20 protein-coding genes and 2 pseudogenes are annotated in these 19312 nt (G+C 39.9%); 6 read left to right on the top strand and 16 right to left on the bottom strand.

The genetic code is table 11. The features are described from left to right. Nucleotides 1-82: 82 nt before the first annotated feature. The 12 genes from EAE90_RS06200 to cpxR all read right to left on the bottom strand — a co-directional run bounded on the left by EAE90_RS06200 (nt 83) and on the right by cpxR (nt 13584). Complete coding sequence (locus tag EAE90_RS06200) at nt 83-1321, bottom strand: glycosyltransferase family 4 protein (RefSeq protein ID WP_214052762.1); 1239 nt, start codon at nt 1319-1321, stop codon at nt 83-85. Next, nucleotides 1318-2388, bottom strand: coding sequence for a non-hydrolyzing UDP-N-acetylglucosamine 2-epimerase (gene wecB / locus EAE90_RS06195; RefSeq protein WP_214052761.1), 1071 nt, complete (start codon nt 2386-2388; stop codon nt 1318-1320). Before wecB ends, EAE90_RS06200 begins: the two co-directional genes overlap by 4 nt. A gap of 5 nt (nt 2389-2393) precedes the next feature. Then, entirely contained in the window at nt 2394-3482 is a 1089-nt protein-coding gene (locus tag EAE90_RS06190; protein WP_246550415.1) for a glycosyltransferase family 4 protein, read from the bottom strand. Nucleotides 3483-3493: 11 nt separating this feature from the next. After that, nucleotides 3494-3976, bottom strand: a complete 483-nt coding sequence (locus EAE90_RS23665) for a hypothetical protein (protein WP_246550412.1) — start codon at nt 3974-3976, stop codon at nt 3494-3496. A gap of 736 nt (nt 3977-4712) precedes the next feature. Then, the gene (locus tag EAE90_RS06180; RefSeq protein WP_214052758.1) at nt 4713-5825 is read right to left on the bottom strand and encodes a D-glucuronyl C5-epimerase family protein; all 1113 of its coding nucleotides are present in this window, start codon (nt 5823-5825) and stop codon (nt 4713-4715) included. A 1-nt stretch (nt 5826) separates the two neighbouring features. After that, nucleotides 5827-7035: a lipopolysaccharide biosynthesis protein gene (locus EAE90_RS06175; protein WP_246550410.1), complete on the bottom strand. Its 1209-nt coding sequence runs from the start codon at nt 7033-7035 to the stop codon at nt 5827-5829. A 20-nt stretch (nt 7036-7055) separates the two neighbouring features. Further along, nucleotides 7056-8126, bottom strand: a complete 1071-nt coding sequence (locus tag EAE90_RS06170) for a DegT/DnrJ/EryC1/StrS family aminotransferase (protein ID WP_214052756.1) — start codon at nt 8124-8126, stop codon at nt 7056-7058. A gap of 14 nt (nt 8127-8140) precedes the next feature. Next, nucleotides 8141-8728, bottom strand: a complete 588-nt coding sequence (locus EAE90_RS06165; protein ID WP_246550408.1) for an acyltransferase — start codon at nt 8726-8728, stop codon at nt 8141-8143. Nucleotides 8729-8746: 18 nt separating this feature from the next. Continuing rightward, nucleotides 8747-9796: a Gfo/Idh/MocA family protein gene (locus EAE90_RS06160; protein WP_214052755.1), complete on the bottom strand. Its 1050-nt coding sequence runs from the start codon at nt 9794-9796 to the stop codon at nt 8747-8749. A gap of 13 nt (nt 9797-9809) precedes the next feature. Further along, nucleotides 9810-11120 carry a nucleotide sugar dehydrogenase gene (locus EAE90_RS06155; RefSeq protein ID WP_214052754.1) on the bottom strand — a complete coding sequence of 437 codons (1311 nt, stop codon included), beginning with the start codon at nt 11118-11120 and terminating at the stop codon, nt 9810-9812. A 401-nt stretch (nt 11121-11521) separates the two neighbouring features. Next, entirely contained in the window at nt 11522-12892 is a 1371-nt protein-coding gene (gene cpxA, locus EAE90_RS06150; protein ID WP_214052753.1) for an envelope stress sensor histidine kinase CpxA, read from the bottom strand. Next, nucleotides 12889-13584 (bottom strand): envelope stress response regulator transcription factor CpxR, encoded by a 696-nt coding sequence (cpxR, locus tag EAE90_RS06145; RefSeq protein WP_214052752.1) that lies wholly within the window; start codon nt 13582-13584, stop codon nt 12889-12891. Before cpxR ends, cpxA begins: the two co-directional genes overlap by 4 nt. Before the next feature lie 157 nt (nt 13585-13741). On the opposite strand from cpxR, the gene cpxP reads away from it, so the two are divergent. Next, nucleotides 13742-14230 carry a cell-envelope stress modulator CpxP gene (cpxP, locus tag EAE90_RS06140; RefSeq protein WP_214052751.1) on the top strand — a complete coding sequence of 163 codons (489 nt, stop codon included), beginning with the start codon at nt 13742-13744 and terminating at the stop codon, nt 14228-14230. A gap of 230 nt (nt 14231-14460) precedes the next feature. Here cpxP and EAE90_RS23660 read toward each other — a convergent pair. The 4 genes and pseudogenes from EAE90_RS23660 to EAE90_RS06125 all read right to left on the bottom strand — a co-directional run. Beyond that, a pseudogene (locus EAE90_RS23660) lies at nt 14461-14580 on the bottom strand (site-specific integrase); the annotation flags it as partial. Nucleotides 14581-14700: 120 nt separating this feature from the next. Continuing rightward, nucleotides 14701-14841 (bottom strand): hypothetical protein, encoded by a 141-nt coding sequence (locus EAE90_RS06135; protein ID WP_214052750.1) that lies wholly within the window; start codon nt 14839-14841, stop codon nt 14701-14703. Between the two features lie 16 nt (nt 14842-14857). Then, nucleotides 14858-15130 carry a type II toxin-antitoxin system RelE/ParE family toxin gene (locus EAE90_RS06130; RefSeq protein WP_214052749.1) on the bottom strand — a complete coding sequence of 91 codons (273 nt, stop codon included), beginning with the start codon at nt 15128-15130 and terminating at the stop codon, nt 14858-14860. Next, the gene (locus EAE90_RS06125) at nt 15123-15365 is read right to left on the bottom strand and encodes a type II toxin-antitoxin system ParD family antitoxin (protein ID WP_214052748.1); all 243 of its coding nucleotides are present in this window, start codon (nt 15363-15365) and stop codon (nt 15123-15125) included. Before EAE90_RS06125 ends, EAE90_RS06130 begins: the two co-directional genes overlap by 8 nt. Nucleotides 15366-15949: 584 nt before the next feature. On the opposite strand from EAE90_RS06125, the pseudogene EAE90_RS24640 reads away from it, so the two are divergent. The 5 genes and pseudogenes from EAE90_RS24640 (at nt 15950) to EAE90_RS06100 (ending at nt 19215) form a co-directional block, all read left to right on the top strand. Next, a pseudogene (locus EAE90_RS24640) lies at nt 15950-16228 on the top strand (damage-inducible protein J). Between the two features lie 49 nt (nt 16229-16277). Beyond that, nucleotides 16278-16541, top strand: a complete 264-nt coding sequence (locus tag EAE90_RS06115; protein ID WP_214052857.1) for a type II toxin-antitoxin system RelE/ParE family toxin — start codon at nt 16278-16280, stop codon at nt 16539-16541. 424 nt (nt 16542-16965) lie between these two features. Next, entirely contained in the window at nt 16966-17640 is a 675-nt protein-coding gene (locus EAE90_RS06110; RefSeq protein WP_214052747.1) for a CDP-alcohol phosphatidyltransferase family protein, read from the top strand. After that, a complete protein-coding gene (locus EAE90_RS06105) occupies nt 17633-18274 on the top strand; it encodes a lysophospholipid acyltransferase family protein (RefSeq protein WP_214052746.1) in 642 nt (213 codons plus the stop codon). Before EAE90_RS06110 ends, EAE90_RS06105 begins: the two co-directional genes overlap by 8 nt. Continuing rightward, complete coding sequence (locus tag EAE90_RS06100) at nt 18271-19215, top strand: phosphatidate cytidylyltransferase (protein WP_214052745.1); 945 nt, start codon at nt 18271-18273, stop codon at nt 19213-19215. Before EAE90_RS06105 ends, EAE90_RS06100 begins: the two co-directional genes overlap by 4 nt. Nucleotides 19216-19312: the final 97 nt, after the last annotated feature.

Here is a 19312-nt window from a genome sequence, read left to right as displayed (position 1 = left end):
ATCCACCACTGTTTTAAGTGAGTCAATGACTTCAACAATTTCAGAATGCACAATTTCAGGTAATATAAAAGAGAGGGATTTATTATTCATGATTGATAATGGCCTTGATGAAATTGTCTGCTAATATGGAATAGGCGTGATTTTCTAAAGCATAAATTTTACCTTTTTGCCCTATTTGGTTTAATTCGTCAGTTGATAACTCACTGAGTTTTAATAAGGCATGAGCAATCTCTTCTGGCTTGCCTGATTTAACGGTAATACCGCAATTCACTTCGGAAACAGGATCATTACCGGCATCAATTGCACATAAAATCGGTTTGCCCGCCATCATATAATCAATAAGTTTATTGGGGCTGATGCCAAATCTGAATAATGATTGTTTTTGTAACCCTATATAGGCAATGTCAATTTTATTGAGTAGCGTCGGGATTTGAGTTTTAGGGATCGGCTCAAAGAATATAACGTTATTTGTTCCCAGTGATTGAGATTCCTTTATTAAGTTATACTTTTCAAGGCCAGTGCCGACTAATAAGAAAGTCATTGGTTTATCTCGAAGAAGTGAAGCCGTTTTGAGTAGTTTTTCTAGCGCATTTGGCCGCCCGTGAGCGCCGCTATAACATACAATTTTGTGTCCTTTATTTTTTTCGATTGTAATTAATGTTTCCAGTGAACTGTTTAATGGCGTGAGTTGATTTACCCAATCATCTATAACTACACCATTGGGAATAATATGTAATTTGCTGAGGTCTAATCCATGTGCTTTCGTATGTTCTTGTACATTTGGGAGCATGGAAATAACCACATCAGCATGTTTATAAGCTGAGTTTTCAGCAAGTTGGCATAATTGAATAAATGGGTGTTTAGGTGACATTCCCCCTAATTCTATGGGTGAAAGCGGCCATAAATCATGGATTTCAAAGACCAGTTTAGCGTTAGCTTTTTGAGCAATACGTTTTGCCACCCAGATATCCATCGGATAGGTACTTGAAGAAATGACAACATCAGGTCGATATTTTTCGACTAAGTTGTGACTATCAAACCAAATTTGCCGTAAAAAAGAGAAAATATTTTTGACTCTGGATAATCCATTTCCGTTATAGCGCGGGGTTGGATACCAGATATATTCTAATTCGTTAATATTTTCGGTGGTTTTTTTATTATCTATCAGCTTGGGTTGTTTTGTTCGGACATGAGAGTAAGAGGCTGCGAGTAGGGTAATATTATGGCCCGATTTAATCCACTCTTGCCCTAAATGATATGGGCGAAATTCCATACCCAAGTCCGGCGAACCCGCATAATGGTTTATATAGACTATGTTCATAGTAATTTTTCTAATTCGTTAGCAATGCTTGTCGCGGCAATACCGCCGCCATACATGGATTGAACCGAACCTATATCAATACCCATCATGTCATGAACTGATTGGGTTATTTTGTTACTTTCAGCCTCTGATAGTTTGTTTACGCCTGCTGCAACTAATTCTATCCATTCAGTTTGATCTCTCACGGTGATACAAGGTTTACGGAAGAAGAAAGCTTCTTTTTGCAATCCGCCGCTATCGGTAATAATCAGAGCGGTGTTTTTGAGTAGCCAGATCATCTCTAAATATCCCACGGGCTCAATTAAGTGGACATCTAAATGCAAGCCGTATTGTGCTAACATTTTTTTAGTTCTTGGATGAATCGGTATAACAACAGTAGCAATTCTTCTGTGTATATCATTCAATGCGTTGACTATTTCAGTTAAACGTGCCTGGTTATCGGTATTTTCAGCACGATGGAGTGTGGTTAATATGAAGTTTTGTATGGAATCCAGCCCATCGGGTTTTTTGGCCATTTGGCTAAAATATAAAGCCGCATCTTCCATGACATCACCGACTTTTCTGATATGAACGGGTTTTGAGCCGAAGCCTTCTGCTTGTAGATTATTGACGGCGGTGTCTGTTGGGCAGAATAAAATTGAACTCACATTATCGGTTAATATTCTATTGATCTCTTCTGGCATCTGCATATTAAAACTGCGTAGACCGGCTTCAACATGGATAATGGGAATATATAATTTAGATGCGGCTAATGCACCAGCTAAAGTCGAGTTTGTATCACCATATACCATAACGGCATCCGGTTTTTCTGTGATAAGTACTTTTTCAACTTCGATTAGCATCTTTCCGGTCATTTCACCGTGCGAGCCGCCATGAATATTGAGGGTGTAATCCGGTTTGGGAATAGCTAATTCATTAAAAAATATATCAGACATATTAGCATCAAAATGTTGACCTGTATGAATGATAATCTCTTTAAATTTATTATGATTTTTTAAAGCGCGAGAGACTGGGCTGGCTTTAATGAATTGTGGTCTGGCGCCTAATACGGTAATGATTTTTTTCATATCGATTAACGTCCAATGTGTTGGTAGAATTTGTGAAGTTTATTTTGTTCAATATCCCAATTGTATTTTTCATTGACTGCTATAAGCCCATTGCGACCCATTTCTTCCGCGATATCAGGGTTATTTGACAAGTAATCTATCGCATTAGCTATTTCTTTAGGGTTTAATGGGTCGATACAAATGCCACAATGGTTTTTTACAACAATATCTTTCCATAATGTGAAATTTGAAGCGATGACTGGGATACCCGCACTCATATATTCGAATATCTTATTGGGTTGGGCATCGATATGATTGGGGAGTGGGTGATATAGCACGATACCTGCAATAGATTGAGATAAAAGTTCTTTGGTTTCTATGCGGTTTAAAAATCCCAGCGCATCTATTTTGTGCCAATTTTTCATACTTTTTATTTTATTCTCTAAAGTTTTTTCAGAAAAATTGCCCGCTAATTTCATTGCTGTATTTGTTGTGAGGTAAGAGAGAGATTCAACCATCTCGGCTATACCTCTAATATCAGAAATACCGCCGACATAGCAGACTTGTTTTTCTTTTTCATGCCAGTTGGCATGTTTATTATGTAATTCGCCTAATATGGGATAATTATTAATGTCTATGGTGTTGTTATTGAGTTTTAAGAATTTGTCTCTTATTGATGGAGTGGCTGTAATAATCCCATCAAATTTAGGCGCAGAATATTTTTCGTAGAGGGCGAATAGTTTAGAGATAATAACCCGGGTAAATTTATTTAAGTAAGGTTTGCTAAAAATTTGCTTAGGGACATCTTCATGGGAGTCAAAAATGACTGTTTTACCTCTCTTTTTCAGTTTTAGTCCAACAGGAATGAGTTCTGGATCGTGAAAATGATATATGTCGGCGTCTAATTCTAATGCTTTTTTATAAACTTTATCGGTTGTTTTAAAAATTCTGTTTAATCGGCCGGGTAATATACCGACATCAATGATAGCAATGTTATTCTTGGTTTCATTACCTTTACCATCTGCGACAATAAGGGAGACCTCCTGTTCTTTTTGTAAGGCAGAACATTCTTTTAGAAAAATACGAGTGTCGAAACGTGGATGTACCGAGGTCATGTGTGTGATTTTCATAAGGATATTTTGTTAGTTTTTGTCGGGAATAAAAATAATAATATGCTTAATGCCAGCAGCCCATAGGTCAGTAGTAATGCTGTAATCGCTGAGTTTGATATTGTGTATACAAAGGGTAAATAGAGTGTCGTTGAAAATTCAAATGGAACCTTTTTTGAGCTCAGGTTCATGGCAAAGAGTAATATATTAAATATAAAAAAGTTTATGATTAAACCCAGTGTGCCATATCTGGCGATGCCATCTCCAATAAAGCCGGTATTAGCCGAACCTGATGTACCATAATATAATTGAGACACTATTTGAGGCGCTTCTGTCGTAAATTCACTATTGTTATTGTAGATATAATCGTAAAAGTAATAGGTATTTAATGTGGGTGTGAAGAATACTCTGCGTAGCCAATGTATCAGTGGATCATAAAAATCGAAAATAAAATATAATACCCCGGCAGCAAGAAATAAATAGAGAATGATATTTATCACCGAATTGCTTATCGATTTTGTTCCTTTTATATAGAAGTATAGAATGATAACCGCGAGATTCATGAATGCGATGCTTTTTAATCCTGAGGAGCTGTAGATTAAATAGGAAATAAAAATACTTATTGTAATGAGGAGATATTTAATTGGACCTCTTATATAGAGTGAAGCTAATAGTAGTAATGGTGAGATAACATATCCCCCATTGGTGATGATGTACATAGTGAGCAGCGGTGTGTTGTCTTTAAAGTGCTGTCTCACCGAATAAACTTTAAATATGTTAGGGGGTATTAAACTTAATCCAGGATTACTCAAAACGAATAAGAGTACAATAATACCACACCCTATTATCAGTATTTTATATAAATCCCACGGGATTTTTAGTTTTGGCATCGTTATTCTATCTATTATCCGAAAGAATAATATTGATGAGAAAAATAATATGTTTATTGTGCAGACGAAAATGATTGAGTTGATAGAGGCTGAATTAATCAATGGAAATATAATTGATACCGGTATAATGTAAGTGATATAGATTAACCATAAAAAGACCATCACGGGATTTTTTTGGTTGTTGAGTAAAATGAGCGGTAAGAATGATATCCAGCAGAAAAAAATACTTAAGTAACCTTGAGGGGTAATATTATAGCCTCTTACCTCATGGAATGTGTCTAATATAAGCACTGAATTCAGGTAGATAATAACCTGATAGATAAATATTTTCAGGATTATTTTAATATTATTTTGCATTTTTTCTGATAAAGAAGTAAATGAGTGATAATACTAAGATAGATAAGAAATACATAGTGATAAATTGATAGTATGCCCAACTCGTAGGGCCATGTTTTATGTAATAATACCCACTATTAACGACGGATTTATTCCAATTATTATATAAATCTATTATTTCTTTGTTTTTGAAATTTTGATTTCTCTCTATCAAATCTTTTAAAAGAAGGGTATGTATTCTATGATATTTAATGTTATTTGGATTACCAATTAAATCATAGCTGGACCATTCATTTTTTATGTCGAACTTAAATATATTGTGACTGATTGATTTATATAATTTATCGGATATTCTGGCATTTTCATCTATATTTAAATAATTCTCAAAGGATTCAATGCCATAAGTAGAGTAGATCATGCCGTTTAATACAAAAGCCAATTGGTCTGAGTTGGCTTGAGGATCAACATATTCTTCAATCCACGGCATATTGTCTAACGTTGTTAAACTGCCGCCTTTATGGATAGGTGCTAGTGATGATTGGTAGAGTCGTTTCGAAGTTAGCAAATATTTATCATCACCAAAATAGTCATAAGCTCTTAATAAGAGAATAATGGCATAGGCATCTGTTAGCCCAGACCACCAGGGGGCAAAGAGTTTATTATTTTTGTAGCCTTTATATGACCAGTCAAAATCATATAAGTAATGACTTTCACCATGAAATAATTTTATATTGTTTAATAACCAGTCGGCTGAAAATTTAAAGTTAGCGACCAATTCTTTTTGACTGAATTTCGGAGGCGGTATATTCCATCCGGGTAAAGATGAATCAGTTCGCCATAATATATTGATATTATCTTTATTTAAGCCTAAAGAAGAGTATATCAGGCCATAGTGGACAACATAAAATGGGGATAAGAATGGCTCTGGAATATGAGGTGAGTGTGATAAAGGAAAACCATTGCTATTAAATTCGCGTTGAGTGAATTTACCTTTCATGACGAAAGTTCTCACATTACCGTTGAATTCATCCAGCTCATAAGCATATTTATTAAATGTATAGCTTACAATCATTACAATAATGATATAGGGAATTATTTCTATTATATTTTTGCTTTTCTTCATTTTAACCTTCTTTACGTATGAAAGATAATTTTAAAATATAAGCCGTACTTGTCATATAAAGAATAAAACTTGTGAGTGAAAATAATAACAGGGTAAGATAAATATCGCCTAATAGATATCCGGCAAGGAGAGCGATTAATCTTAATATAATCGATATTGTTTGAATAAATAAATTGCTTTTCTGATGTTCATAAATGGATAAATATATCGATAACGATGAATATATTATTTGCCCGCATAAGTGCGGTATTAAACATAATAGATATTTTCCTGATTCATGCCACTCTTCACCGAAGATAAAGGTTATGATGGGTATGCCTGTGAAATATGTCACTATAGCAAATAAAACAGCAATGAGTGTTAGGCAATAAAATGTTTTTTTTATCTTTAAAAAAGGTGATGTAATCGTGTCTTTTAAATATCCTTGTAATATAGACGAAACGGTTTGGGTTAATAATGTAATGGGGGCGCCTGATATTCTAGAGGCAATTAAATAAAATCCTGCGGATCTTAGCCCATAAGTGGACATGATAAATAATTGAGGTAGTTCATTACTCAATGTGTTAATTAGAGATGCAGGAAAATCATAAACAGGAAATTTATAATATTTATGAGCAAGCAGCTTTATTTTTCTAAATTCATGTTTGTTAATAATTAAACGATATTTGGATCTTTTGCTTAGAAATAGAACACCTAATGATTGGCCTAATATTTGACCTAAGATGAGACTGCTTGCGCCTAAATGAGTAATGCCACCCATGATTTGAGTGCTAATCATGGCGACGGTTTGTGTTATTTTAGTGATAGAGAGTGCATGGTATTGCCGGTCTCTTATACTATTGAAACTCACTGCACGATAAAACCCATAGGTGATAATACCCAGTGGGATATAGTATATATAGTTTCCTATAATTATCTTTTCTGAGATATTAGATATCGCAAAAGCAGTGATAACTATTAAGCTAATGGTTATTGGAATAATGCAAGATAATGTAATTAAGGAATTAATTTCACGTGTTTTTCCTGATGCACTGATTGAAAATTCATAACGAAGACAAGCACCGACGGCAAAAACACTTAAAAGCGATGAAAATGAAGCATAAGTACCTAATTCTTCAGGTGAGAATAGTCGGGTTAATATCGGCGTTGATAGTAATAATAATATCTGGCTGAATAATGATGAGAGTAATAAGCCAGATATATTCCTCAATAGTTTGTAATTCATAGATTTTAAATTGAACTAGCAATTTTATTAATTAAATCTATGGATAAATAGGGGTGCATGGGCAGGCTAATGACTTCTTGTGCGATTTCGTCTCCTATAGGCAGGGTAATATTACTCGCCACCGCGGGTTGTTTATTCAGGGGAATTGGGTAATGCACTGCGGTTGGAATGCCTTGTTCTTTTAATCTGCGTTGCAATTCATCGCGGTTTTTAACCCGGAGAGTATATTGCGCATAGGCCGAAAGATTGTGGGGCTCAATATACGGCGTGGTCATGATGCCGATGTTGTTTAACGCTTGATTATAGTTTTCTGCCACCTGCTGACGCATTGCCATTTCTTCATCAAATATCTCCAGTTTGGGCAGTAAAATAGCCGCTTGCAGGGTATCTAAACGACTGTTCACCCCGATTCGGATATGGTGGTATCGTCTGTCTTGGCCATGACGGGCAATTTGACGAATAGTTTTTGCCAGTTCTTCATCGTGGGTGAAAATCGCCCCGCCATCACCGTAACAGCCCAACGGTTTGCTGGGGAAGAAACTGGTACAGGAAATTGTGGTGAGGTTACAGGAGCGTTTCCCTTTATACGTGGCGCCAAAACTCTGGGCCGCGTCTTCTATTACGGTCAGGTGATATTTTTCGGCGATGGCATTGATTTCGTCAAAATCGGCACATTGACCAAATAAGGAAACCGGGATGATGGCTTTGGTTTTCGGGGTAATCGCCGCTTCAAGTAGCGCCGGATCTAAGTTATACGTCGTGGGTTTGACGTCAACATAAACCGGAACCCCGCCCAGTAGCGCAACGGTTTCGGCGGTGGCAATGTAGGTAAAGCCCGGGGTAATCACTTCATCGCCCGGTTTGATGCCAATCGCCATTAAGGCAATTTGTAGCGCATCGGTGCCATTGGCGCAGGTAATGCAATATGGCGCCCCGGTGTATTCAATGAGTCTGTCTTCTAATTCGGCGACTTCGGGCCCTAAAATATATTTTCCATGTGCTAATACTTTCTGGATATTCGCGTCAATTTTATCTTTAATTTTAAGCTGCTGTGCTGCCAGATCGGTAAATTGCATGCCTTGGTCCTTGATTATTTAATGCGCACGACAATGTTGTTATTGAGTTGATAAATATGATGGGTGTGCGGGCAGGTGGCGGTGGCTTGTCCGTGTAGCGGTAAATCTAATTGTTCGCCAAATTCACTCATCCAGCCAATTTGTTTGGCCGGCACACCGACCATCAGGGCGTAATCGGGAACATCTTTATTCACTACTGCGCCGGCGCCAATAAAGGCATAGGCGCCAATGGTGGCGCCACAAACAATGGTACAGTTGGCGCCTAAGGTGGCGCCTTTTTTTACTCGCGTATCTTTATATTCACTTTTTCTTTCAATCAATGAACGCGGATTATAAACATTGGTGAATACCATGCTGGGGCCACAAAATACCCCGTCTTCCAGATGAACGTTGTCATAAACCGAGACGTTATTTTGTATTTTGCAGTGATTGCCGATGGTGACTCGATTGCCAATGAAGACATTTTGTCCTAAGGAGCAACCCTCGCCAATTTGGGCGCCAGAACAAACATGGGTGAAATGCCAGATACGGCTGTTTTTCCCAATTTGTGCCCCGGCATCGACAATGGCACTGGGATGTATCATTACGTGTTCCGCTGACATGAGACCGGTTCCACAGGTTTAATAGGTTAAAGGCAAAGAAACGGTTTTATTATCTCTGGCTGAGAGATAGGCCGCGATAAGCAGTTCTAATGATTTTAGTCCTTCCCGGCCATCGGTTATCGGTTTGGCTTCGCCTTTCATCACCTCAATGACATTTTTATAATAAAGCGGATGACCAAATCCGTACACCGAAGTGGTTTCGTAATTGGCGGTTTTGACTTGCTGGTCATACTCTTTTTCGTCAGCGAAATGCCATGCCTGGATTTCATTGACGGCTAATCCCCCCACTCTGACTGTGCCTTTTTCCCCTAAGATGGTGATGGAGCCTTCAAGATTCTGAGGATAAGTACACATGGTGACAGCCATTGAGCCTAATGTGCCATCCCGCCAGCGGATATTGAGTACCCCGGTATCTTCCGTTTCGATATCTAAGTGGGTCGAGGTCATGGCCTGAACATCTTTGACCGGGCCGATTAACCATTCAATTAAGTCCACATAGTGGCTCGCCTGATTCATGAAGGCGCCGCCATCAAATTCCCAGGTGCCCCGCCAGGCGGCCTGGTCGTAATAGGCTTGGGGACGGGTCCAGAAAACATTGAGGTGGACCAGATGAATTTTGCCAAACCGTTTTTCACTAACCGCCCGTTTCAGTAATTGCAGGGTGGCATTTAAGCGGTTTTGTTTGACGACAAAGAGGTGTTTTCCGGCTTTGTCCGCGGCTTTAACCATGTTTTCCCCCTCAGCCAGCCGGGTGGCCATCGGCTTTTCGGTGACAACATGAAAGCCTTTATCAAAGCAGGCCATCGCCTGTTCTGGATGCAGGCCGGAGGGGGTGGTCAGGATAATGATATCGGCGGTGATGTTATCCAGCATCGTATTTAAGTCGCTAAAACCCGGAACACCGGTTTTTTCTACCGCCGCATTTAATGCGTTTTGATTGTTATCACAGACGGCCACTAATTCAGCCGTGTCTTGATGTATTTCCAGAGAGTTGAAATGATTTTTAGCGATCCGCCCACAACCGACTAAAGCAAATCTTATCTTTCTGTCTTTGATAATACTCAGCATATCTTTTCCTAAGTTAAGCTTTGATAATGTTTCTGTGATGGGGTGCATATTTGCCACGGGTATCGACGACTAATTTGGCGTTATTAATAATTAATTCATAATCAAATTTATCGTGATCGGTGGCTAAAATAACGCAGTCGAAGTCTTTGAGACTCTTTTCAGTGACAGGGTGGCTGATTAAATTAAAATGATGTTCCCGCATTTTTGGGAAGACCGGAACATGCGGATCGGCATATTCAATATTGGCTCCTAATCCTCTTAATTTTTCCATAATATGCACGGAGGGGCTTTCTCGCATATCATCCACATTCTTTTTATAGGCGATGCCGAGGATTAAAATGCGGCTGCCATTAATGGATTTATTCGCTTTATTAAGGGCTAATACGGTTTTATTGACCACATAATCGGGCATGGAGGAATTGACTTCACCGGAGAGTTCAATAAAGCGGGTATTGATACCATATTCTCGGGCTTTCCAGGTTAAATAGAAGGGATCAATCGGAATACAGTGGCCGCCTAATCCGGGGCCGGGATAATAGGGAACGAAGCCGAAGGGTTTGGTTGCCGCGGCTCTAATCACTTCGTGGATATCAATCCCCATTTTATCGGCAACCAGTTTCATTTCGTTGACTAAGCCGATATTGACCGCCCGATGAATATTCTCCAGGAGTTTTGTCATCTCGGCGGCTTTGGTTGAGCTGACGGGAACAACCTGGTCAATGGCGTGTTGATAAACGGCGATACCGGCTTTTAAGCAGTTTTCAGTATGACCGCCTATGACTTTAGGAATGGTGCGGGTTTCGAAATCGGGGTTGCCGGGATCTTCCCGTTCGGGTGAATAGACCAGAAAGATATTTTCACCTACTTTTAATCCGCTTTCTTCAACCCGGGGGAGTAACTCTTCTTCCGTGGTGCCCGGATAGGTAGTGCTTTCTAAGGAGAGGACTTGTCCGGCTCTTAAATACGGTTTCACCCTGTCCGTGGTGTTAATCACGAAACTGATATCGGGTTCACGGTATTTATTTAACGGCGTTGGAACGCAAAGAATAATGGCGTCGCATTGCGCGATTTTGGTGAAATCCGTGGTGGCTTCAAAACCGGTCTTTATCGCTTTGCTGATTTTGGCCGCGGGAATATGTTCAATGTAACTTTGGCCGTGATTTAATTTATCTGTTTTTTCTTGATCGATATCGAAACCAATGACGTTAAAACCGATATCGTTATATCTGAGCATTAACGGTAAGCCAACATAACCCAGACCAACAATGGCAATGGTGGCGGTTTTATTATCAAATTTCTCGGTGAGAATGTTGAGTGAGGACATATTTTGCCTTTTAAGATGATGACTTAAAAATGAAATTGTGAAAATACATTACATTTGGTTTTTAATAGTATGCTATCTATTTTCATAAGTTTTATTTGGCAAGTGAAACTTTAACAGGCTATTTTAAATAGATTGTGTAAGATATATTTCTGAAATAATAAATAAGGTAATAACAAAGCTACCGCACTAGGTTATTGGTTCCCAGAACTCTATAGAATCTTATAATTTTATCTACTGTTTTGATTTGTCAGTGCTTTTGTATGTTGTAATAGAAAAGCAATTAAAGATAAATGTTTTTAATGAATAATAGGGGAGGTTAAACCGTCAGACTTATTGGGTCAAGCATAAATAAAGTTTATTTATTTAATAAATTTTAATAATAAGCTTAGTGGAAATCTGTATTACCGGCCATGAAGCGGTAGCCAAATAACCAAGCGTAAGCCACCGAGTGGGCTGTCCTCAGCACGTACCCAACCGCGATGTTGGTTAATCGCGGTTTCAACAATTGCTAAACCAAGGCCAGTACCGCCGGATTCCCGATCACGGGCTTCGTCTGTACGGTAGAAAGGGCGGAATATGTGTTCGCGGTCTTCCGGGTTGACGCCCGGACCGTCATCATCAACGGTAATGGTGATCCCTTGATTATCAGTGTGAAATGCGACCGCAATATGGTGGTGGGAGTAGCGTAAGGCATTACGCACGATATTTTCAAAAGCACTGCCAAGTGCTAATGGATTGCAGTAAATTGCCCAAGAACTCGGTGGTAAGGTTGCTTCAAGGGTTTTATCCATCTGTTCAGCTTCGAAGCGGGCATTATCAAGAATATCGTTCCATAAATCTGTCATTTTGATGTTTTCTCTCAACAGTTCATTTTTATGCTGACTGCGGGAGAGCACTAACAGATCATTAATCATGCTGTCTAGCCGTTGGGCTTCTGTCTCAATTCTTTCCAGCTCTTTACTCTCACCATAACGTCGACGGAGTAATGCTGTGGCAAGTTGTAGGCGGGTGAGAGGTGTACGTAGTTCATGGGAGATATCAGAAATTAGCCGTTGCTGTGCAGTGACCATTCTTTCCAATACACTGATCATTTGGTTGAAGCTGTTACCGGCGGCCAGAAACTCTTGTGGGCCGGCTTCCAGTTCTGGATGTTGGCGTAAATTACCTTTAGCAACATCGTCGGCGGCATTTTTTAATTTGCGGGCAGGTTTAGCCAAACTCCATGCCAGCCATAATAGGAGGGGAGCACTGATTAACATCGTGGCAGTTAATAGTAATAGTGGCCGGTCGAACATCAGATTAATAAAATCTGATTGTGGACTATTCGCTGGACGTACTAAATAAAGTTGATAGTGATCTTCACCATCTCGAATGGAAAAGGGCCCTAACATTTCAGAGCGGCCATATTTTTTCTTTTTCGGGTGATCGGCGTTATCTGATTGTCCAATAAAGTTGCGGACAACTTGCATTTCACTTCTTTGTGCACCAATAACTCGCCCTTCGCTGGTGACTAGTATCAGGCGCTGACCTGGGGGAGCCCATTTTTCAATCGCGCGAAATAAACGGCGCCACCAAAGTAAATCGTTAGCGGGATCTTGAGCTAATTCTGCTTCGATATGTTGTTCCAGCATAACTCCCTGCCGGTATTCATTTTCCAGCAGAGAGGTTAGTTGTCTGGAATCCAGTTTCGGCACCATTAATACCAACATGAGGACTAATGCCAGAGTAAACCAGAAAATTGCGAAGATGCGTGCCGTTAAACTGTTTATCATGTCGCAGACACCATTAAATATCCTCGTCCACGTAAAGTCTTAAACCAAGGTTGACCATCTTCCCGCTCAGGTAATTTACGGCGTAGGTTAGAGATATGCATATCGATTGCTCGATCGAACGGGGTGAGCCGCTTACCTAATACTTCCTGGCTCAAATGTTCGCGGGAAACAACTTGGCCTAAATGTTGGGTTAATAAATAGAGCAAGGTAAATTCAGTACCGGTTAAATCGAGGATCTGATTAGCGAAGCTGGCTTCCTGTCGGCCAGGGTTCAATTGCAGGTTATCGACCTGAAGCGTAGGTAAGCCACTGTCTGTTTGTTGTTGCTCACTCCAGTTTGAGCGGCGAAGAATAGCACGTATACGCGCCACTAACTCACGATCATTAAATGGTTTGGCAAGATAGTCATCCGCCCCTAATTCTAGGCCCAGAACACGATCCAAATCACTTCCTCGCGCTGTCAGCATAATGACTGGAGTTTGATGGTGCAGACGAAGCTCCTTTAATGTCGTAATGCCATTTTTACGTGGCATCATAATATCGAGTAGTAGTAAGTCGATTGAGTCGTCAAGGAATTTTAATGCCTGCTCTCCGTCATGAGCGATCACAACGTTAAATCCTTCCATTTCAAGTAATTCTTTTAATAGTGATGTCAGTTCACGGTCATCATCAACTAATAGGATTTTATGCATCGATTACTTCCTCCAAGAACAAAAATACGATAACAAACTTTGCTATTCCACGACTTTACGTTCTTTTACAAGCCTTTGACGCTAGTTTGCAGCCGCGTAGGTATAGTTGTCCACATTGGACCTAATAGCATCGTTCGGGGAAACGAGGAGTTGTTTAATGCGTAACATAGCAGCGTTAGTTTTAGCGTCAATGTTTGTTCTTGGCTCAGTAGCATCTTTAGCTGGGACAGCAAGTACAATACACGCTGCTACGGTACCCGACAATTGTGCACCTTGCGATTATAAAAATGTAGGAAACTATCATTATCGTAATGATATTGGTGACAACGACCATATGTTCAGCGGTATCACTTTAACTGAGCAGCAGCGTCAACAGATGCGTGATTTGGTAGGGCAGAAACACCAACCGCGTTCATCGATGTCAATGAGCCGCGCAGAGCGAGAAGAGATGCGCAAGCTAGTCACTGCGAAAGATTTTGACGAGGTAGCAGTAAAAGCCCTGATTGAAAAGATGCTCAGATGTAATGTGGAACGTCAGGTAGAAATGGTCCGTATCCATCATCTGATGTACCAACTGTTGACGCCTGAGCAACAAGCACAATTGGAACAGCATTATCGGCAGCGTATGTCCCAGTTACCGAACTGATTTGTAATACCCATAGCAGTAGAGTAGTAGCAAACGAGAATTTTTCCTTGCCATAGACACCATCCCTGTCTTTTCCCCCGCCTTATGGCGGGATTTTTTTATCTGGCTAAGATTAATTCACTTTAAAATCAATCAGATAAAAGTTTTACAAGCAACTGTAAGTAGCGTGGAAATTTTCAAGTGTGGACACTAGTGTGGACACTTTTGAGTGCTACGGTTGCTTAGGATTGCTAAATTTCCATGCCGCCATTCAGTGGGTTTAACGTGATTGCAAATTGCAAATAGTCGGGTGCCAGATGAGCATACGCCATAGTTTGTTGTATATTGGCATGGCCGAGGGGCTTTGTTAAAAATTTTTCCCGTAAAGGGCTTATAACCCCTCATACATATATGAAGGGTTTCAAACTGCTGACAAACTTCGTTGAAAATAACGGGGTTTGTTTCTTTCATTAATGTCTCCATTTTCCTCATTAACCCGGTCTAATCCCCTGCTGGGACGTTATTTTCACTTCTCCTGTAATATAAAATGCTTGTTCTAACAACAAAGCATTGCGATCAGCAATGGCAACTCGCAGGACGAGACAGCTACGCTGGCTTGATGCATAGCACAACGTAGCTCCCGCCCGCTCAAGGGAGATAACGGGGGTGATTCATCTGTTGATGAAGGATACGCGCAATCAGAATATCGGTATCCCGGATAGTATAGAAAACCGTGTGGCGGTGAAACTCAACCCGCATTACACCTGGGACAGATGGGTATTCCCTCCCTATATGTGGCATCTCAGCTAGCGTGTCAAAAAATGCTTCCAGTGCCTCCGTATAATGGTCAGCCTGAGCTTCACCTGTATAATCATAAATCCCAGCAAAATCTTCAGCAGCCTGATTCGTGAGCTTATACATTATGTCTGTGTTTCCGTTGTTCCGCTATATCCCGTAGGGTCAGCGAGCTTTCCCCACTTTCCAAGCCAGCAATAACCGCCTTACGTACAATCTCATCGTAAGCTTCTTGTTGCTCCAGCAAACGCAGCGCCGAACGTATAACTTCACTGGCATTTCCATAACGGCCACTTTCAATCATGCGCTGTACGAACCCGTCAAGCTGTTCGCTCATACTGACAGTAGTAATTTTTCTCATATTTCACCAATGTATTAATAGTTAATACATCAAGTGTGCAGCAAATGAGGCTGCATTACCAATGTCCTGAAGCCCCGAAAAAAATCGGGGCTTATGTCGATGTGGTCAAGGTGTGGACACTTACTTAAATAAATCCTTTTATTACAATGTGTTATGTTTGAAAAACAAACACCATCCCGTCTTTCAGGCCCTTTTTAGGGCTTTTTTTTCAGTCACTTACAACACATTTCTTTGTAAAACAACAACATAAAAAAGTATAAAGGGGTTAGAAAGTATACGAGAGTTTTTGAGTGTGGACGCTCGCTACACCCTCTAGCTTTATTCTACTTCTATCCCACTCTTAAGAGGATTTAATGAAATGTAAGCATCACCATTTTTAAATTCGAATGTGATGCGCGAGTTAACTTTGACAGTAATTGTCCATATGTCAGTCCGATCCACTTTAAATTTGGCAAAATACCGGATAAAAAACCAGTATTTTGTTAATAACCTGATTGTTTTCTCTGAAAACAATATTGTTGTTATAGGTTATTTTGCTGTTGTGACAACATGCTATTGAGGCAATAGTGAACTAAGGAGGATGAATGGAGACGATTCGTTTTCGTATTGATGAAGAAACTAAGCGTTTAGCCATGCTAGCTGCCAAACGCCATCAGACAGATTTAACAAAGTTAATGAGACAAAAAGCCGAAGAGTTGGCGAATGAAGAACGTGAGTATCAAAAAAATACCCATGCTCACTAGTTAGAAGCGGAAATTGAGAAAGCAATTGACCGATGTGAAAACGACTTGGCTCATTTTATTGATGATTCTGAAAGTTATCACCGGATGGCTTTGCCGCGTAATAAGCTAAGTAGGGGATAAAGTGATACGTATTTCATGGGAAGAAACTGCCTAAACTGACTGGGAAAAAATTTATCTCTACTTCTTTGAACAGGCTGGGCTGTTATTGGCTGATAAAATTGATACGAAATTTTCGGAACTGGCTGAACTTCTGAAAGTTATCCCATATGCAGGCATAGGCATAAAGGCTCGTAACAGTCCAGATGAGCGTTATAGAAAACTCGTTGTCCCTCATTTTCCTTTCATCATGCTTTATCGTTACGATGAGGATATAGAAAATATAAAAATTCTCAGAATATTGCACACTTCCAGAAGAATAACCGGGCTTTTTTAAGTAAAAGACTTTGAGGTGAATTTAAAAAATATTCCAGCCAGATAACTGGGAGCATTTTTTTGTCTGACAATAAACTGAGTTATAAAAAATCCCCTCGGTATGTGAAGGGTTTTTTTGTATATCGATGTGGTCACGGTGTGGACATTTTTATTTTTAAATCCTTTTATTACATAGTGTTGAGTTGTGAAAACGAACGTTATCTCTATCTTTCCCCCTGCTTTCTGGTGGTCAATATGTGGGCGTTTGTTGAAATAAATTCTGTTATTTCAAATTAATCAACAAGGAAAGATTGACGTCACCTCCGTTTTTACCTCCTTCCACCGGCAGGTTTTTTTATTGTTGTTATTCTAACCAATCCTGTTTATCTTATTTCATTTAACTTAAGTAGATTTGATTGTTCATTTGTGCTCAAAAGGGAAAAGATATGTCTGGTAACGAGGTAAGAGATCGGCGTCCGATCAAGACACGCAATGCAGTGTGGGCCAGTAAAATGGCTAAATGGTTGCAATGTAAAGGGGCGACACCAAATGGCATATCTGTTGCCAGCGTTGTTTTTGCTGTATTAGCTGGCGTGTGTTTTGCCGTGTGTTTTTTAGTCGAGTCTTTTTGGTTGACTTCAGTTTTGTTGATTATTGGCGCCTTGCTTATTCAAGGTCGGCTAATGTGTAATTTATTGGATGGTATGGTTGCTGTTGAAGGGGGATTGAAGACGGCTACCGGTACTGTTTTTAATGATCTTCCTGATCGTATTGCTGATTCTTTTATTCTGATTGGGGTAGGGTATGGTTTAACACTTTTTCCATTTGCGATTTCTCTTGGTTGTATTGCCGCATTATTAGCTGTTTTGACCGCTTATATTCGTTTGTTAGGTGGGACTTGTGGTTTACCTCAGCGTTTCCTCGGTCCGATGGCGAAACAGCATCGGATGGCATTAATTACCGTTAGTTCCATTGTTGCCGCTTTTTTACCTCAGCTATGGGGCCAGTATCTTTTATTGGCAGTATTAGTCGTTATCACATTGGGTTGTCTCTGGACATGTGTTCGGCGAACCAGAGTCATATTGAATGAATTACAAGAGAAGGATGCTTGTAATGAATAGACCACAAGAGGTGACACTGGTAAGTAAAGGTATGGGTTCGTTTCTATCTGGGCTTTGCCGTTTGTTAACAGGAGTGAGAATTCGTTGGATTGGGTGTAAGCCATCGGTAGCTTCCCGAATTTATTATGCTAATCATTCCAGCCACCTGGATGGGTTAGTTATCTGGGCTGGGTTTCCCCGGGTATTACGTTCTCGGGTGCATCCAGTTGCTGCTCGTGATTATTGGAGTAAAACTTATCTGCGTAGATATTTTATTAATAAAGTTTTTCGGGCTGTGCTTATTGATCGTAAAGGAGAGGATTGTTTAAAGGGAAATACCCTGACGCCAATGGAGGATGTATTAAAACGAGGGGAATCTTTAATTTTATTCCCAGAGGGGACGCGAGGAAGTGGGGAACAAATTAATAAATTTAAAGGTGGTTTATATTATTTAGCGAAGAAATATCCTGATGTTGAGCTTATTCCAGTTTATCTGGAAAATTTAAACAGGGTTTTGCCAAAAGGTTCGGCGCTTGTTGTTCCTGTTATTTGTTCAGCAACATTTGGGCAACCTTTGGAAAAATTAGGTGCAAAAGAGGAAAAAGCTGATTTTTTACAGCGAGCTCGTCAGGCATTGGAGGCGTTAATATTATGACTATGCTTAATAATAAACTACTCTTATTGTTGGGGGGTATGTTCGTGCCGTTAATTATTGCCAGTATTGTTGGTGCAATACTCTCCTCAAAATATTCAAGGGATAACAGTAATGCGACAATCGATAATCTGAATGCCCGCATTCGTGGTTGGTGGGGGATGTGTATTATTTGTGTGTTGTCGGTGATTATTGGGCCAATCGGTTCAGTGTTACTATTTGCGAGTATGTCATTTTTCGCTTTACGGGAATTTTTCACTTTGACGCCAACACGACGAAGTGACCATGAGGCGATGTTCTGGTGTTTTTTTATTTTCATGCCATTGCAATACGTTGCCGTTGGTATTGAGTGGTATGGCGTGTTTTCTATTTTCATTCCTGTTTATGTTTTCCTGTTTTTACCTGCTCGTATTGCATTAGCTGGAGATACAACGAACTTTCTGGAACGGACAGCCAAAATACAGTGGGGAATGTTAGTTGCTGTATTCTGTATTAGCCATGCGCCCGCTTTATTGATGTTGGATATTCCAGGTTATGAAGGGGAGAATGTCGAATTATTGCTGTTTTTAATGATTGTGGTGCAGATGTCGGATGTTTTGCAGTACGTATTCGGTAAATTATTTGGCAAACATCCGATTGTGCCTAAGTTGAGTCCGAATAAAACAGTTGAAGGTTTTGCCGGTGGCATCTTGGCTTCCGTTTTGTTAGGAATGTCACTTTACTGGGTAACGCCATTTTCTCCGTGGCAGGCAGGTTTGATGTCGTTAGCAATTACGTTGATGGGCTTTATTGGTGGCTTGTGTATGTCGGCGATAAAACGTGATAGCGGCATTAAAGACTTCGGTGAAATGATTGAAGGACATGGTGGTATGTTAGACAGAATCGACTCTTTATGCTTTGCGGCACCGGTATTTTTCCACCTGACACGTTATTTCTATACCTGATGGAAAGACACCAACGTAATGAATAAAGATTATGCTGAATCAGCACTGTGGTATGGATTGCTGCGGTGCTGGTTTCTGTGTTGTTGATGACTGCCTT

The sequence above is a fragment of the Photorhabdus caribbeanensis genome, from assembly GCF_018448885.1.
GTDB classification, from domain to species: Bacteria; Pseudomonadota; Gammaproteobacteria; order Enterobacterales; family Enterobacteriaceae; genus Photorhabdus; species Photorhabdus caribbeanensis.
Note: the sequence above shows the minus strand (reverse complement) of the source record. Positions and strands in the feature narration are given on the sequence as shown.